Below are 16,688 nucleotides of genomic sequence, written 5' to 3' on the forward strand. Positions count from 1 at the left end.
CGCAGTCGCCTCAACAGAGGCTTTGGAGTTCTCCATAGAGATAAGGAAATTAAGCTCCTTTCTCTGGATTTACCGCATAATACTGCTCTTAGTACCACAAGAAATTTTTGGATATTTTTATTTGAAATTCCTTTAAGAAACCCATTTATGATTCAGGCAACATCTACTATGATTCAAGCAACATCTACAAAAGTAAAGCAGCAAAGGCTGCATTGGGTTGATTATGCAAAGGGGATTGGTATATTTTTAGTTGTGGTTGGACATACTCTACGGGGTCTAGTAAAAAGTTCGATTTTGGAAGAGTCCGCATTCATCATGTGGGTCGATCGCTGGATTTATGCTTTTCATATGCCTCTGTTCTTCTTTATCTCTGGGTTGTTTGTAGTGCGATCGCTATCCAAACCTTTCAAAAGTTTTGTCCTTGATAAAATTTCTGTCATTGTTTACCCCTATTTTATATGGTCAATTCTACAAAATATTCTTCAAATCTTGACCTCACGTTATACAAATCAGCCAGTTACATTTACAGATATTTGGAGGATTATCTATCAACCCTATCAGCAATTTTGGTTCCTCTATACTTTATTTATCATTTTGCTAGCCTATGCAATTTTCCATAAGTTAAGAATATCTCCTGTTATTTTTTTAGCTTTTTCTGTCTTTATATACATTTTATATTGCTTGGATATTAGCATTGGTCCTTGGGGTATTTTGTATTTAGTCAGACGCTATGCCATTTACTTTGCTTTAGGGCTTTGCTTTGGTAGCAGTAACTTACTAACAAAAATTAACCAACTTAAGGTTCTTCCTTTACTCTTAACAATAGTAGTTGGATATTTAGCAATCGCGCTAGCAGTTGTGTTCAAATTCGATGAAAATCCTATTGCAATTTTCATCATTGCTACGATCGGTATTGCTGCGTCAACAGCTTTATCTGTTCTCTTACAAAATTTCAATACAATGAATTTTGTAAAACAGTGGGGAATCTTTTCTTTAGAAATTTATGTAGCCCATATTATCGCTGCATCTTCTGCTCGTATTTTTCTTCAGAAAATGTTTCACATTTCAGAACCTATCGTTCATTTACTAATAGGAACATATGTTGGTATTTACGGACCTATCGCCTTCAGTAAAATTTGTTCAAAATTGGGATTTCAATATATGTTTAAGCTCCGTTCTCTAAAAGCTTAACTTTTATTCTCACAACGACTATTACCTTAAAATGTAAATATGAAATCTGTAAAAAAGCGAGCTATCGTTGGAGCAATTTGGACAATTGTTGGTTTTGGAGGCATTCAAGTCCTGCGATTCGGCAATAATTTAATTCTAACTCGCCTCCTTGTACCGGAATTTTTTGGTTTAATGGCATTAGTGAATACCTTAAGAGTAGGTCTTGAATTATTCTCAGACATTGGTATTGCTCAAAGTATAGTCAACAGCCAACGGGGAGATGAACCAGCTTTCCTGAAGACTGCAAAAACACTACAAGCAATTCGCGGTTTGATCATCTGGATTGTTTGCTTGATTCTCACTTTTCCCATTGCAAACTTTTACAACGATCGACGCCTTTTATGGTTAATTCCTCTATCTGTGATTTTCTCAGTTTTTGATGGATTGAGTGCTATTGGTTTGCACAGCCTTCACCGACGAATGGAATTGGGTAAGCTCAACCTTTACGAGCTCGTTTTGCAGTTTTGTTATCTTTCCACTTTGATTACCTTAGTCTGGCTTTACCCTAACATCTGGACTTTAGGTTTTGGAGTAGCGCTGGGAGGATTGTACAAAATGATTAGCAGCTACTGGTTAGTACCAGAATCTCCCACTGATTTTGGCTGGGAACCAGAAGCAGTCAAAGAAATTTTGTCTTTCGGTAAATGGATGTTTATTTCATCAGGGTTGATGTTTGCTGCTGAACAAGCAGATCGCCTAGTTTTGGGTAAGCTACTATCGTTTCAAATGTTAGGTGTTTATACAGTCGCTTACACTCTAGCAACCATACCCCGTGAAATCATCAGACAACTCAGTTATAAAGTCATTTTTCCAGCGATCGCTAACGTACTTGATGGACCAAGGGAGACTTTACGAGCTAAAATACTTCGTCAACGACGGCTGATGTTATTAGGTTTTGCAGTTGTATTAGCTTCACTTGTGACTGTCGGCGATCTGGTGATTGCAGTACTGTATGATGACAGGTACGCTGAAGCCACCTGGATGATGCCAATTTTATGCTGTGGTATCTGGTTTTCCCTGCTATTTTATACCATTAGCCCTGCTCTACTAGCAATTGGAAAACCCCTTTACTCAGCCCAAAGCAACTTTGCTCGGTTTGCAACAATTACGTTCATCCTACCAGTCTTATATTCTCAATATGGTACGCTTGGGGCAATTCTCGTTATTGCATTGAGCGATTTCCCTTTATATATAGTTAACCTTTACGGGCTTTGGCGGGAAAAACTTTCTTGTTTTATCCAAGATATTCAAACCACAGTCTTTTTTATTGGTGTCTTAGCTCTATTTTTAGCAATTCGCAATTATTTAGGTTTCGGGTTACCGATTCAGTCACTTTGGAGTTGAACGAACAGCGATCGAAAGCTAATTTTTAGATGAAAAATAATCAACGATGAGAATCACAAACTAAATTTATAGTAAGTATGCTTATTTATAGAATTTTTCATCTGCAAGTGCTTTGAATAATCTTCAATTTTTGTCCGGATTGAATACACTTGTTACATATATAGCAGTCCTAAATGAAATATAAAAATAAGAGTGAAGACTGCTAATAGCTAATGGCTTTTTGACCATTAGCCCTATCTCCTTACGGAGACGCTTCGCGTTGCGAAGCTATGCCCGCAGGGCTATACGAGTTCGCTAGTCCCCAGAGCGTGGGAAACCCGCCTGCAGCACTGTACTCACATCCTGCTTTCTCTGGGCTTACCATTAGCCATTAGCTATTAGCTATTAGCACTCCAATTTTCTACAAATGATTTAGGATTGCTATCTATGTAGTTTAAAAGGGATAAAAATTAAGTGTTAGCAAGGTAAGGTTGGTTCGATCTTACTTTTATTACTTTCATTACGTTTCCCAAGTAACTCAGGTATACCTTAATCTTTGTAACTAAGGTTGGTAGCTTTGAAAATATATCTTATATTCGTCAGTACTTTTTGGTTCTTGAAAGCCTTGCTGTCAAGTTTTTAGCTTGAAAAATTTCATGCATCTCAGATTAGATTTTGTTTAAAAGCAGCTTCTACCAAAAAAAAGCTCTCAAAAATCAAAGTTTATAAAAAATTATCATAATCTTCATAATAGAACGAAATCATAGCATTTCCTATATACAAAATTTATCAAAAAATACAAAACCTTGACAAATCATCGTAATGTTTTTTACATATATGTTTGATATTATTTTGTTAATGATACAACTTGTAACTCAAAACATTTTCTCTCATTCTTACATTTTTTTTGAGAGTAAATTACAAGACTCTGGAAAGAGTTAATAGTGAATTGTGGAAGGAGAAAAATTTGAAATACCATATAGCTTTAAGTCCCCCATGCGATCTAGAAGGCATGACACGAAATGCCCAATTAGGAATGACTCCCTCTCACGCTATCTGGGAACTCAGTCAGCGTTTGGGAGCAAAAGTTCATCAGCCAGGAGAAGAACAAATTTTACCAATAGATAGAATACTTGCAAAGGTTATAGGTCGTCCAGAACACTGGGCTTTAGCACGCAACTTGTCCTTACAATGTGATGAAGATGATATCATTTATTGTACGGGTGAGGATGTCGGCATTCCTTTAGCAACTCTTTGTGGGCTGAAAAAGAGGCGACCCAAACTTATTGGCTATTTTCACAACATGAATAGACCTCGCGGTCGTCTGGCATTACAAATATTTCAAGTAGCCAATAAAATTGATTTATTTGTTTCTACGGTTCCTTCAGAAATTACTTTTCTCAGCCAATACTTGCAATTACCCAAAAATCGAATTTATGAAGTGAAAGCACAACCGACAGATGCATCTTTCTTTACACCAGGACCTACCTCCCACGAGAAACGCCGCCCGATTATAGGCAGTGGAGGTTTAGAAAAACGGGATTATAGGACTCTTGCAGATGCTACCAAGGATTTAGATGTAGATGTCAAAATTTGCGCTTTCTCAAATAATGCCAAAAAATTAAAGCGATCGTTCCCAAAACTGATTCCAAATAATATGTCATCTCGCTTTTACTCTTGGTATGAATTATTACAATTATACCGTGACTCTGACATAGTTGTTGTTCCTTTGGTTGAGAATACACAAGAAGCCGGACTCAGTACTTTGTTTGAAGCAATGGCTTGTTGCAAACCCGTTGTAATCACTCGCACACCAGGAATAATTAGCAAACTGATTGATGAAGGCATAGTTACTGGTGTTAGTCCCTACGATTCAGAGCAAATGAAACAAGCAATCCAGAATCTCTTGGACAATCCGTACAAAGCGCAAATGCAGGCTCAGAGAGGTTACGAACTAGTCCAAAAGCAGTACAACCAAAAAAATTATGTTGAATATTTAGCTATGGAAATCAGCTCGAGATTTGAGAGCCCGGTAAGAACAGCCATTTTTGTTTAGTTTGTATGTCCAAACAATACTTTTCCCACCTTATCCCACTACAAGAGTGAGAAAATTCATAACGGCTCTCAAACTGCGAGCTATAGCAGTTTTCCTTTACCTCAATTGTACCCAATTTGAGGACAATACCGTGTGCCCCTATCAACGTACCACTGATTTGACCAAAAGAATGGGATACAAGCCCCGTCCTTCTAGGACGGCTTTTCTTGATTCCTGATGTACTGCTTTAGAACTTCAATTGGCGCACCCCCTACAGACACAGCAAAATAACTAGGACTCCATAAGGCATCTTTATTAGGTTTCGGGTATCGAGCTTGTCCATAGCGGCGACTTGAAACACCTTTTAAAGCATTAACTATTTGAGAGATAGATAATTTAGGAGGGTATTCAATAAGTGCGTGAACATGATTATCCTCGCCGCTAAATTCAATTACTTGAAAGTCCATCTTTTTAGCTACTTCTCTAAACGTCTTATCAATTAATTCAAGGCTTTCTTTTGTAAATACAGACCTACGATACTTAGTAACGCAGACCAAGTGAATTTTTAAGTCTGTAACAGAGTGTCTTTCCCTGCGAAACTGGCTTGTCATTCTCTGTAGACCAATGTATAATTATTTTGTAGACCAATTATAGCACTGTCTATGAAAGCCAGGTATCAATTCCGTTTCTACCCAACAGACCAACAGCAACAGAGTTTAGCTCAGTTGTTTGGCTGTGTGCGCGTAGTTTGGAATGATGCGTTGGCTATCTGTAAGCAGTCTGAAAAGTTGCCCAGTAACAACGACTTGCAAAAGTTGGTGATTACGCAAGCTAAAAAGACTGATGAAAGATCGTGGTTGTCTAATGTTTCTAACATTCCATTACAGCAGTCTGTTGCTGATTTAGGTGTTGCCTACAAGAACTTTTTTGATTCACTCAAAGGTAAAAGAAAAGGTACGGCAGTCGCTACAACGCTTGGAACCCCCGCAACGCGCTGCCTCAAAAAAGTAGGTACTCCCAAGTTTAAAAAGAAAACAGGGAGACAATCAGCACGGTTTAGAATTGGTGGATTTTCTATCAAAGGAGATGAAGTGTACTTGGCAAAGATTGGCAATGTTAAGCCAGTTTGGTCAAGACAACTACCCTCCGGGTTCGCAAGTTTCGACTCGACGGAAACCGCCAAGACTCGAACTTGCTCACCATCTGCACCAAGCAGCGTAACAGTCATCAAAGATTGTGCTAATCGTTATTTCCTCAGTTTCGTTGTAGAGATAGCTCCTATTCAAGTCAACGCTAAAAACCAAAGCATTGGCATTGATTTAGGTCTTAAAACTTTTGCGGTCATGAGTAATGGCGAAGTAGCAACTAGCCCAAATTACTTAAAGAAAGACCGTAAAATTCGCCAACTACAACGCCAACTAGCAAGACAACAATCATGGTCTAAACGCCGTGAAGTTACTCGGTTAAAGATTGCTAAACGACACAATCAAATCGCTGATACCCGCAAAGATTTCCTGCATAAGTTATCAACCAAAGTAGTTAGCGAGAACCAAACTATTGTTTTGGAAGATTTAAACGTATCAGGAATGGTTAAAAACCGCAAACTTGCAAGAGCAATCAGCTTGCAGGGATGGCGAGAATTCCGGGTATTGTGCGAGGCTAAATCTGAAAAGCTTAACCGGGAATTCAGGGTGATTAGCAGATGGGAACCTACTAGTCAAACTTGCTCTTGCTGTGGGTATCGTTGGGGCAAAATTGATCTCTCTGTGCGTTCAGTATTGTGTCTAAATTGCGGTACTGAACACGACAGAGATGAGAATGCCTGTAGAAATATAGAAATGGTCGGCATGGGGCATCGGCACGACCTTAAACGGACACAGAGACAGAGTCAGACGACAACGGTCGCATCAGTCGATGAAGTGTCAAGAATCACCGCACCTTTAGGTCGGTGAGTATGTCAAAACTACTCTATATACATTCACTCCCTCCCCCTGCTTATAAGAGCGATCCATTAATCCACATCTTTCTTCACAATCTTAAAATTTTGATTGGATAAAGCTTACAAGGAGCAGTCTCGTAGGTCAACTTGCTAAAGTTGCGCCGAAGATCTAATTGTTTGTAATTTAGCTTGCTCTTTCTCAAAATATTAAGAGAAATCCGGACAATACATAGCTTTGTCTGGCTTCATGGAAGCTTTAGTAAAGATGCACCTAATGGGTAGCCTTGTAAAGGGGAGGGAACTTAATTTCCTAGTTCTCTCCTTTTATACATGGTACTTAAGGGAGATAAATCCGATGTGCATATATGCGTCTCTTTGTAGGATTTCCATATAAGAATCGTTAAGGCTAAAGTCTACCGTTTGATGCTCGTGGGCTTCATTATACCCCTATTTCCAAAAATTAGTAATTTTTAGGGTGATTTGGGAGTCATCCAAACAGTGGAATGGGTTTGCATTGGGTGAGATTTGTGTTGATTGTCCTGAATTTTTCGATAGAGAAATTACATTTTCTAATAGATAAACATAAAAATTTCAATAATAAAACTCTAAATTATAGATTGAATATCATTCATGAAAAAATCTTATAAGTGAGGTTCCGCTAAGCTCAAACATAGTTTGTTGAAAGCTTTTTGACATTTAATTTCAATTTTAGAACATTTATAGCAACCCTCTTGTGCCACTTTAAGAAAAGTCATATAACAAACGAATCTCTAACTTTAGATAGGTGATTCTTGTTTAAGAGAATGGTTAAACCCAAGATTTTTAGTAAAGATTTTTATACTTTAACCATTCTAGATTTTTATCTGAAAAATTGATAAATTCAGGTTAATATTAACTGCGCTACTATGATATGCTGGCTTTGCTAAGTGAGATAGAAACTCCGGTTTTTAGCAAAAATCTTTGTGTAAAAAAGCAAGAAATTAGAAATAATGAATATGTTCAATTGCAAAAAGCAGCAATGCCAACTGAGAAGGCAAACGATCGTGACACTGCTAGCAACTCTGTTCGGTTTTGTCATGACATTTGGTATTCATATTGCACTGACGCAAGCAAAGGAGACAAATTTCCCAAATCGACAGGAAAACAGCAGCCATTTAATAGCCCAAATTTCATCTGACACTGCGTGGCGTGAAACAGCTAACCAAAATATTGAAAAATACCGTAAAGGTGATTTGACAGTTGTAGTCACGGATGCTAGTGGTAATCCCATCCCTAATGCAGATGTACGTGTTGCCATGAAGCGCCACGCCTACAGCTTTGGGAGTGCAACTGACGATGCTTTGCTATTGAACTCGAATAACTCTGATGGCGATCGGTATCGAGATAACGTTTTACAGTTATTTAATGAAGCAGTGAATGAAGATAGTCTTAAGTGGGTTCGATGGGATAACTTGCAATTACGTTCCCAAGCGATAGAAGCAGTTAACTGGTTGAAAAGTAGAAACCTGAAAGTGCGCGGACACAATCTTATTTGGCCTAGTTGGAGAAATTCGCCCCCTGAGTTGGAGAGTGCCTACAATGACACCCTATCGCTACAGGGAAAGACAGCTGCAGATAACTTTTTACGGACTCGTATCATTTCTCATATCACCGAACAGACTAGTGCCTTGAAAGGTCAAATTAACGATTGGGATGTTGTAAACGAGCCTTGTGAGAACACAGATTTTCAGACAATTTTAGGTCAATCTATTCTTGTCGATGCATTTCATGCTGCTCATCAGGCAGATCCAGATGCTGTTCTCTACGTTAACCAAAATTTATATGAGAGAAACAGCAAAGCAGATGAATACGAAAATATCATTCAGTACCTACTTGCCAACGGTGCGCCACTTGAAGGAATTGGTATAGAAGGTCATTTATTCAACGAGCTTCCTATTTCAATACCAGACTTTCTCAGTACCCTCGATCGCTTTGCTAAATTCAACCTTCCCATTAAAATTACTGAGTTTGATGTGCTGACACCTGACAAACAATTACAAGCTGAGGTAACGCGTGACTTTATGACGGCTGTTTTCAGCCATCCAGCTACAAAAGGCTTTATCATGTGGGGTTTTTGGGACGGCAAACATTGGCTTAGCAATGCGCCCATCTACAATGCCGATTGGAGCTTAAAGCCCAGCGGACAGGTTTACCTTGATTTAGTCTTCAATCAGTGGTGGACGAATACAACAGGTAAAACAGATACTAATGGGGAATTCAAGGTCAGAGGATTCCTAGGCGACTATGAAGTCACAGCCAGCAAAAACCTTACCAGTCAAACAGTATCCACAACTCTTTCACCTGATGGTAGAAGATTGACAATCAGTGGTATAACGTCCTAGACGCCAGACTCCCGACTTCCTTCAAGAAGTTGGGAGTTTACAACCCCTCCATGCAAAATCGGCATAGTCAATAAACCCCATGCCAAACCTGTTATCAACCCAAAAGGAGTCACAACATAATTGTGAAAGCTCCACAAACCCAAAACCTGAGCAGCCAGTTCCAAGGGATAAGCCATCATCAAAACACTAGCAACCGCAACACCACTCCAACCGTACTGACTCAACCAGTAAAAACCTTTACCACCTGTTATCCCAAACAGCAAGCGAGTCACCAGCAAACCCGTTACAGTTCCGTAACAACGCATACAAACCGCCATAATGTGAGGTGATGCCAAAACCACTCCCATATCGGGTTGAGGACACACATGACGGCCCATCAAATAAATAATATCCGCAACAATAGGTAATAAAGGTAACCCAGACCCTGCCAAAAAAGGAGCAACCAGAGGTCCAACCACCATCCCAGATAGTAGGAAATCCGCAATAAAACTAACCCAACGAATTTGTACTCCTTGACGAGAAGTCACGCCTACCATTCTCTCTTCCTCTTCTTCTTTCCACTGCGTACTCTGTGGCTCATGAATAAACAATCAAGTGGTGGGCATTGCCCACCCAACTTAACTTAACCTAACTTAATAGTATAAGGACTGGTCAACTTATCCAATTGCTGCACCAAGAGACTTAGGAACAAGCCCACATCCGTCACCACACCAACAGACTCTATGGAACCGCGATCGCTCAACTTCGTCACTACCGCTGGATTGATATCAACACAAACCATCTTTACCCCGGAAGGAGTCATATTTCCCACGCCAATCGAATGCAGCATCGATGACAGCATCAAAATCATATCCGCACCTTTGAGCAACCTAGCGTACTCAGTTTGCGCTTTAATCAAATCCATTTCCGTATCTGGCAAAGGACCGTCATCCCGGATCGATCCAGCAAGACAAAACGGTACGCCATTGCGTACACACTCATACATTACGCCACTAGGAATTACCCCAGCCTCAACTGCCTTAGCAATACTACCATAGCGACGAATCGTGTTAATCACCTTTAAATGATGTCGATGTCCTCCACGGACAGCAACACCTCGCTTCATATCCACACCTAGGGAAGTCCCCATCATCGCTTGCTCGATGTCATGAACTGCGATCGCATTTCCACCCAGCAACGCCTGAACATATCCTTCTCTAATCAGCTGCGACAGGTGTTCGCCACCCCCAGTATGTATTACCACAGGTCCAGCCGTTACAGCAACTTTACCGCCAGCATCGCGGATTTTCCGTAATTCCCAAGCCACTTGCTCAACAACCAGTTCCACGCGCCGCTCGCTAGAAACCCCAGCCGACATAAAGCTAAATTCCTGAGCATTCCGTTGTTCGCGAGATTCTGTTTTCCGGATAGTACGGATACCTTGTACGTCAACAACAACGCGTTCCCCAACTTCCAAGTCACGTAAAATTTTACATTGTGCTAACAAGCCATTGGGAGTTTGAGAAATTGCGATCGCACCATCCATGCGCTGGTTGTGTACCTTTACCCACTCACCATCAATCCGCACTTCAGTCGGATAAATTGTGGTGACATAAAAATCATCAGGTGCAACTCCAGGTAGAGTCACGGGTTCGAGCTTAGCATCCCGCTCATCCTGCGGTAAATCGACCGCACCCAAATCAATCAGAAGAGAGAGAATAGTTTCCATCACTTCATGAGAAGGTGCTGACACTCTCACCTCCGCCGCTGAAGTACTTTGCCGTTGTTCTCCCAATGAAAAATTCAGGACTTGGAAACTACCACCGTTATCGACAATTAAATCCAAAGCACGGTTAATCAAACCAGAGTCCAGCAAATGCCCTTCAATGCGGAAGATGCGACTTTCAACCAATACGTTGGCATGAACTTCTTCCCGTACTGGTTCGGTGACTCGCAGTGTCAAGCACTTAGCCGCACCCCCAGCTTTCAAGAATTCAGACAGTGGAGTTTCAATGACTTGAAACCCGACTTGTGCCAGACGTGCTTTTAAAGCATCAGAAGCTTTATTCATGACAACAATGTGGTCAACATTCACCGCATTGCAAGAGAAGTTAACCGCATCTGCTTCTGCAATAGCAATGCGCTTATCTTTGTGAACCCGCATTTCGATCAAACGATTGGAGTAGGAATCAAAAGCGGGAGGGTAGTATAGCAGATAGCCATTACTTAAAGGACAGAAGCAAGTATCTAGATGGTAAAATCGCTCATCAATCAAGCGCAAAGACAGCACCTCAATATCCAGCCATTTTGCCAGGTAGGGGTGAGAATCTAACTCTGTTCGGAAACCATATCCAGCCCACAGCCAGCGTCCTTCCCGATCCAGAAGTGCGTCTCCCGCACCCTCAAATGGTAAATCTTTAGGCAGTTCGTAAACAGTGTAGCCGTTGTCTTCAAACCACTGCTTGAAGTAAGGTTCCTCCCCCTGACGCTCTTTGTGTAAAAAACGACTCAGGACAACGTTTTTCCCTAACAACAAGCCAGCGTTAGCTGTAAACACCATATCTGGCCAACCTTTCTGAGGTGGCACCAAGTCTACAATTGCATATTCTTTAAGGATATGATGCAGTTTCTCCCACTGTTCTACAGCACGTTCTTGAGATGACTTGTGAATGTTCCCTTCCATCCAAGGGTTAATAACGTAGTCCACATCATAGTGGTCGGGGGAGCACATCAAAAAGCGAATCCGGGAATCCATAAAAGTTTACAGTTGGGGTTAGATGCTAAACCTTTTTTGCCTTTTTTTTCAATACAGATTTTTGTTTGAGCTTTTTTCTGTAGAATTTACTACATTTCTGTAAAAATTTCTACTGATTAAGTTAATAAAGGCACAAAGGTCATGCTATATTCTAGCCCTAGTGTGCAAGGTATCAAACAGGAGAGATAACGAAGTTGCCCTCATCCCCAACCCTTCTTCCTTAGGGAGAAGGGAGTTGGACTTAAAGCTTTGGAATTATGCTGTAATTCGGCAATACCGCTTGCTTAGTTTGTTTCTCCTCTGTATATTCGCTTAGAGTTTACCGTTACGAGTATTGTTAATTTTTGCTAAGCTCCTTTTCCTTTTTACAGGTTCTCCTTGAGAACGAGAAAATACTAACCATAAGAATAAATCATTCCATCCATGTATATACAGCATATCTACTCAACAAAAGTACTCAATCTTTAGCCACCCATGTATATACACGTTGGTGTACATATTTTTAGATCGCATCCTCATTGCGAGCAATGATTTCAATAATTTCACTCCGGGTCAGTTGATTTTTAGCTGCGATCGCAGCCAAGTTTTCCCAAGCTGTATCTGTCAGTCGGATAGATCTCAGACGCTTGGGTTCGGAATAGTCTCGCTCAAATTTCCCAGAATCCTTACGGTTACGTCTTTGAGATTTTTGCTTCGTTCCTGAAAATGGATCTGATGGTGAAGGCTGTGGAGTTTGTTTGGCTGCAAACAAGCCAACCAAGTTGTCGATCAGGCGATCGCGTTCCATAGGTAGAATGTCTTTACCATGGAATACTTCCTGAACCAACATGAAATGAACCAACGCCCCCAAAAAAATTCGTGCAGATGCTTCTGGATCGGGTAGATTGAGAGGACTGCAAGCCAGAAATTGAGTGAGGTCTTGTAAAGCTGGTTTTTCCATGTTACGAACAAAAGCTCGTGCTAATTCCGGAAAGCGTCCCGATTCACCAGCTACCAAGCGCATTAATCCCATAACCCGTTCATCGCCTGTTGCTTTATCCATAAGGGAAACTGCTACTAAGCGCAGAATATCAGACACTTCACCCTCCGCTGAGAGGGCTTTTTGAGGATTAAAAGCAGCTTGATACTGCTTGAGGATCAATTCTTGTATGAGGGCAGTAAATAATCCTTCCTTATCCTGAAAATAATTATAAACAGTTGCCTTAGATACACCCGCTGCTGCTGTGACCCGATCCATTGTTGTAGCAGCATATCCATGTGTTAAGAACTCTTGTATTGCTCCTGAGAGAATGGCTTCAACCTTCTCTTCGGAAAGCTTGCGCTCTGGAGTCTGGTCTTCTGTTTCTTTCATTTTAAATAAGGCTACATTATATAGTGTTTTCTTTGAATTGTCAGAAAATAAGTCTGACAAACAGGTTTTCTACTAAATAGCGAGTTTTTCTATCCTACAGCTTTTCAATAACTATATTTTATGTATGCGCTCTCCCCTTGACATCCATATACTGTACAGTTTAGTTTATAAATAAGCAAGAAAACTAAACAGTTTAGTTAATGTCATAACTGACGAGGCAAATCACCTATGGTGAGTGATGCAACAAAGACAACATCTAACAGTTCTGTATCTTTCAAACAAAAGCGCCACCCCGTGTTCGTCTTAGGAATTGCCACAACTCTCGTTATTAGTGGAGTCACAATCTACCAACTTCAGCAGTTTCAGGCGAAAGAATCGAGTCAGCCTCAAGTACCTCAAGCGATCGCACCTAAAGTCACAAAGGTTGTTGCTTTAGGAAAGCTAGAACCACAGGGAGAAGTCATTAAAGTTTCAGCACCCACATCCTCTCAAGAAAATCGAGTCGAGCAACTCTTGGTAAAGGAGGGACAAGAAGTCAAAGCAGGACAAGCGATCGCCATTCTTGATAGCAAAGATAGACTTCAAGCCAGTTTAGTCAAGGCGCAAGAACAGGTAAAAATCAAGCAAGCAAACCTTGCTCAGGTTAAAGCGGGTGCAAAACGCGGTGAGATTGACGCCCAAAGAGCTCAAATTGACAGATTAAAAGCCCAGTGGGAGGGAGATCAAATCGCTCAAGAAGAAACCATAGCTAGAATTAAAGCGCAATGGGAAGGAGATAAAACAGCGCAACAAGCAACCATTGGAAAACTAGAAGCAGAATTGAATAATGCTCGCTCTGAATACAAACGTTACGAGCAGCTTGCAATAGAAGGTGCGATTTCTAAATCTTCTTTTGACAGCAAACGTTTGAGTTTAGATACAGCAACACAGCAGCTTAACGAAGCCAAAGCAGTCCTAAACCGTATCGATAGCACGAGTCGCAGACAACTGAGCGAAGCCCAAGCTGTTCTTTCCCGCATCAATACCACCGGTAAGCGACAAGTTAATGAAGCTCAAGCCACATTGCAAAAGATAGCCGAAGTCCGCCCGGTGGATATAGAATTGGCTATAGCAGAAGTCAACGACGCTATAGCAGAAGTCAATCAGGCTAAGAAAAATTTAGAACAAGCTTACGTGCGATCGCCACAAAACGGTCAAATTTTAGATATACACACGCGTGCGGGCGAAGTCGTATCGCAAGATGGCATTGTTGAAATTGGACAAACAAGCCAAATGTACGTTGTTGCAGAAGTCTATCAAAGTGATATTAATAAAGTGCGTCTGGGACAGCAAGTGAGAGTCACGAGTGATTCTTTCTCAAAAGAATTGCAAGGAAAAGTTGATTTAATAGGCTTGCAAGTGAAGCGCCAAAGCGTTGTCAACACAGATCCCAGCAGCAATATTGACGCCAGAGTTGTGGAAGTCCATATACGACTCGATAATGCTTCCAGTACAAAAGCAGCAAAGTTAACTAACTTACAAGTCAAGGCGGTGATTGAGATTTGATCGGATTTATCCAACAATTACAACGACGAACTCCTTTAGGATGGCTGCAACTGAGTCGCGAAAAAAGCCGTTTGCTTGTAGCATTATCAGGGATAGCCTTTGCTGATGTTCTCATGTTTATGCAGCTGGGTTTTCAAAGCGCTTTGTATGACAGTAATACACGCCTCAACCGAGTTTTGGATGCAGATATTGTTTTAATCAGCCCTAAAGCTCGTAATATGCAAAATTTATCCACATTTTCCCGACGGCGATTGTATCAAGCATCTTCTCTTTCAGGAGTGAAAGCAGCAGAAGCAATGTACGTTAACGTCATTACGTGGAAAAATCCTCAAACTCGCAGCGAAACAGCCATTCAAGTTATGGGTATTAATCCCGACCGTTCGGCTTTCCAGCTAGCAGAAGTCAACCAACAGTTAGATAAGATAAAACTGACAGATAACTTTTTATTTGACCGAGATTCTAAAGGAAAGTATCAGGAAGTTATTGCTCAAATTGAACAAGGAAAAACAGCAACAACTGAAATAGAAAATCGAACCATTACGCTTGCTGGGTTATTCAAACTGGGAACTTCCTTTGGGGCTGATGGTAACTTAATTACCAGCGACCAAAACTTTTTACGGCTATTTCCCAAGCGAGAAGCAGCAAGTATTAATCTAGGTTTAATCTACCTTGAATCTGGCTATAATGCAGAACAGGTAGCTGTAGCGCTACAAAATTACTTACCGGATGATGTCAAAGCTTTAACCCACGAGCAATTTATTCAATTTGAGCAAAACTTTTGGCAATCAGAAAGCCCTATTGGTTTTATCTTTGGGGTGGGAGTCTCAATGGGATTCATGGTTGGGATCATCATCGTATATCAAGTCCTTTCCACAGATGTCAATGCCCATCTTAAAGAATACGCTACCTTCAAAGCAATGGGATATCAAAATCTCTATTTACTTGGAGTCATATTTGAAGAAGTTATTATCTTAGCATTTCTAGGCTTTATTCCTGGGGCTATAGTACCCCTCGGTCTTTACTCTTTAACCAGAAATGCAACCAACCTACCCATTTACATGACTCTCTCACGAGCTGTATTCGTCCTTATCCTCACCATCATTATGTGTCTCATATCGGGTGCGATCGCTACTCGAAAACTGCAATCAGCCGATCCTGCGGATATGTTTTAGCTAATGGCTAATGGCTAATGGCTAATGGCTAATGGTGAGACCAGCCCTGTAGGCGGGTTTCCCGCCGTAGGGGACTGGCGAACCCGAAGGGCTAATGGCTAATGGCTAATGGCTAATGGCTAATGGTGAGACCACCCCTGTAGGCGGGTTTCCCGCCGTAGGGGACTGGCGAACCCGAAGGGCTAATGGCTAATGGCTAATGGCTACTAACAACTAATAACTAATATGAACCCTGTCATCTCTATCAAAAATCTCAACCATTATTTTGGTCGCGGTCAACTTCGCAAACAAGTCTTATTTGATATCAACTTAGAAATTAACCCTGGTGAAATTGTTATTATGACAGGTCCTTCTGGATCTGGAAAAACAACTCTTCTGACTCTTGTTGGAGGACTGCGTTCCGCTCAGGTTGGTAGCATGCGTGTTTTAGATCGAGAATTATGCGGTGCAAGTGCGAGAGAATTGACATTAGCAAGGCGCAATAACGGTTATATTTTTCAGGCACACAATCTCCACGGCAGTCTTACGGCATTGCAGAATGTTAAAATGGGTTTGGAACTGCATCAGGGCATAACTTCCGAACAAATGGTTGCTCGTGCGATCGCAATGCTAGAACAGGTGGGATTGGGTCAGCGAATCAATTACTATCCCGATGATCTTTCCGGAGGGCAAAAACAAAGAGTTGCGATTGCACGCGCCCTAGTCGCAGAACCTAAAATTGTTCTAGCTGACGAACCAACAGCCGCTCTCGATAAAAAATCCGGTCGCGATGTTGTAGAACTCATGCAACATCTTGCTAAGGAAAAGAATTGCACCATTTTGTTAGTTACTCACGACAATCGTATTCTTGATATAGCCGATCGCACTGTCTATATGGAAGACGGTCGTTTAGCTAATAAAGAATTAATGAGCAGCAATATTCAGTAAATCGAAAAATTTTTCTCGCGAGGGCGATTGCATCCGTCAACTATGCAAAAG

Annotated in this window: 12 protein-coding genes; 8 read left to right on the plus strand and 4 right to left on the minus strand. The window is 41.0% G+C overall.

Going from position 1 to position 16,688, the window contains the following annotated elements; all coding sequences use genetic code 11:
- Positions 1–147 precede the first annotated feature (147 nt).
- The 3 genes from HC643_RS13255 to HC643_RS13265 all read left to right on the plus strand — a co-directional run bounded on the left by HC643_RS13255 (position 148) and on the right by HC643_RS13265 (position 4,609).
- Entirely contained in the window at positions 148–1,191 is a 1,044-nt protein-coding gene (locus tag HC643_RS13255; protein ID WP_202048611.1) for an acyltransferase family protein, read from the plus strand.
- A gap of 39 nt (positions 1,192–1,230) precedes the next feature.
- The gene (locus HC643_RS13260; RefSeq protein ID WP_038079533.1) at positions 1,231–2,574 is read left to right on the plus strand and encodes an oligosaccharide flippase family protein; all 1,344 of its coding nucleotides are present in this window, start codon (positions 1,231–1,233) and stop codon (positions 2,572–2,574) included.
- Positions 2,575–3,520: 946 nt separating this feature from the next.
- Positions 3,521–4,609, plus strand: coding sequence for a glycosyltransferase family 4 protein (locus tag HC643_RS13265; RefSeq protein WP_038079720.1), 1,089 nt, complete (start codon positions 3,521–3,523; stop codon positions 4,607–4,609).
- A gap of 191 nt (positions 4,610–4,800) precedes the next feature.
- Here HC643_RS13265 and tnpA read toward each other — a convergent pair whose 3' ends face one another.
- Entirely contained in the window at positions 4,801–5,199 is a 399-nt protein-coding gene (gene tnpA, locus HC643_RS13270) for an IS200/IS605 family transposase (protein WP_038079531.1), read from the minus strand.
- Between the two features lie 51 nt (positions 5,200–5,250).
- On the opposite strand from tnpA, the gene HC643_RS13275 reads away from it, so the two are divergent.
- A complete protein-coding gene (locus HC643_RS13275) occupies positions 5,251–6,540 on the plus strand; it encodes an RNA-guided endonuclease InsQ/TnpB family protein (RefSeq protein ID WP_038079522.1) in 1,290 nt (429 codons plus the stop codon).
- 982 nt (positions 6,541–7,522) lie between these two features.
- A complete protein-coding gene (locus HC643_RS13280; RefSeq protein ID WP_167844677.1) occupies positions 7,523–8,908 on the plus strand; it encodes an endo-1,4-beta-xylanase in 1,386 nt (461 codons plus the stop codon).
- On the opposite strand, the gene HC643_RS13285 is transcribed toward HC643_RS13280, so the two are convergent.
- The 3 genes from HC643_RS13285 to HC643_RS13295 form a co-directional block, all read right to left on the minus strand.
- On the minus strand, positions 8,905–9,444 hold the full coding sequence (locus HC643_RS13285; RefSeq protein WP_038079716.1) for a DUF2085 domain-containing protein: 540 nt from the start codon (positions 9,442–9,444) through the stop codon (positions 8,905–8,907). The genes HC643_RS13280 and HC643_RS13285 overlap by 4 nt on opposite strands.
- Positions 9,445–9,530: 86 nt before the next feature.
- Positions 9,531–11,642, minus strand: a complete 2,112-nt coding sequence (argZ, locus tag HC643_RS13290) for a bifunctional arginine dihydrolase/ornithine cyclodeaminase (protein ID WP_038079521.1) — start codon at positions 11,640–11,642, stop codon at positions 9,531–9,533.
- 502 nt (positions 11,643–12,144) lie between these two features.
- Positions 12,145–12,993, minus strand: coding sequence for a TetR/AcrR family transcriptional regulator (locus HC643_RS13295; RefSeq protein ID WP_038079520.1), 849 nt, complete (start codon positions 12,991–12,993; stop codon positions 12,145–12,147).
- A 228-nt stretch (positions 12,994–13,221) separates the two neighbouring features.
- On the opposite strand from HC643_RS13295, the gene HC643_RS13300 reads away from it, so the two are divergent.
- From HC643_RS13300 to HC643_RS13310, 3 genes are all read left to right on the plus strand, one after another.
- Entirely contained in the window at positions 13,222–14,538 is a 1,317-nt protein-coding gene (locus HC643_RS13300) for an ABC exporter membrane fusion protein (RefSeq protein ID WP_038079516.1), read from the plus strand.
- Positions 14,535–15,710 carry an ABC transporter permease DevC gene (gene devC, locus HC643_RS13305; protein ID WP_038079515.1) on the plus strand — a complete coding sequence of 392 codons (1,176 nt, stop codon included), beginning with the start codon at positions 14,535–14,537 and terminating at the stop codon, positions 15,708–15,710. The genes HC643_RS13300 and devC overlap by 4 nt, the downstream gene beginning before the upstream one ends.
- 225 nt (positions 15,711–15,935) lie before the next feature.
- Positions 15,936–16,637: a DevA family ABC transporter ATP-binding protein gene (locus tag HC643_RS13310; RefSeq protein WP_038073028.1), complete on the plus strand. Its 702-nt coding sequence runs from the start codon at positions 15,936–15,938 to the stop codon at positions 16,635–16,637.
- The last annotated feature ends 51 nt before the right edge of the window (positions 16,638–16,688 follow it).

It is taken from the genome of Tolypothrix bouteillei VB521301, assembly GCF_000760695.4.
Classification (GTDB): domain Bacteria; phylum Cyanobacteriota; class Cyanobacteriia; order Cyanobacteriales; family Nostocaceae; genus Scytonema; species Scytonema bouteillei_A.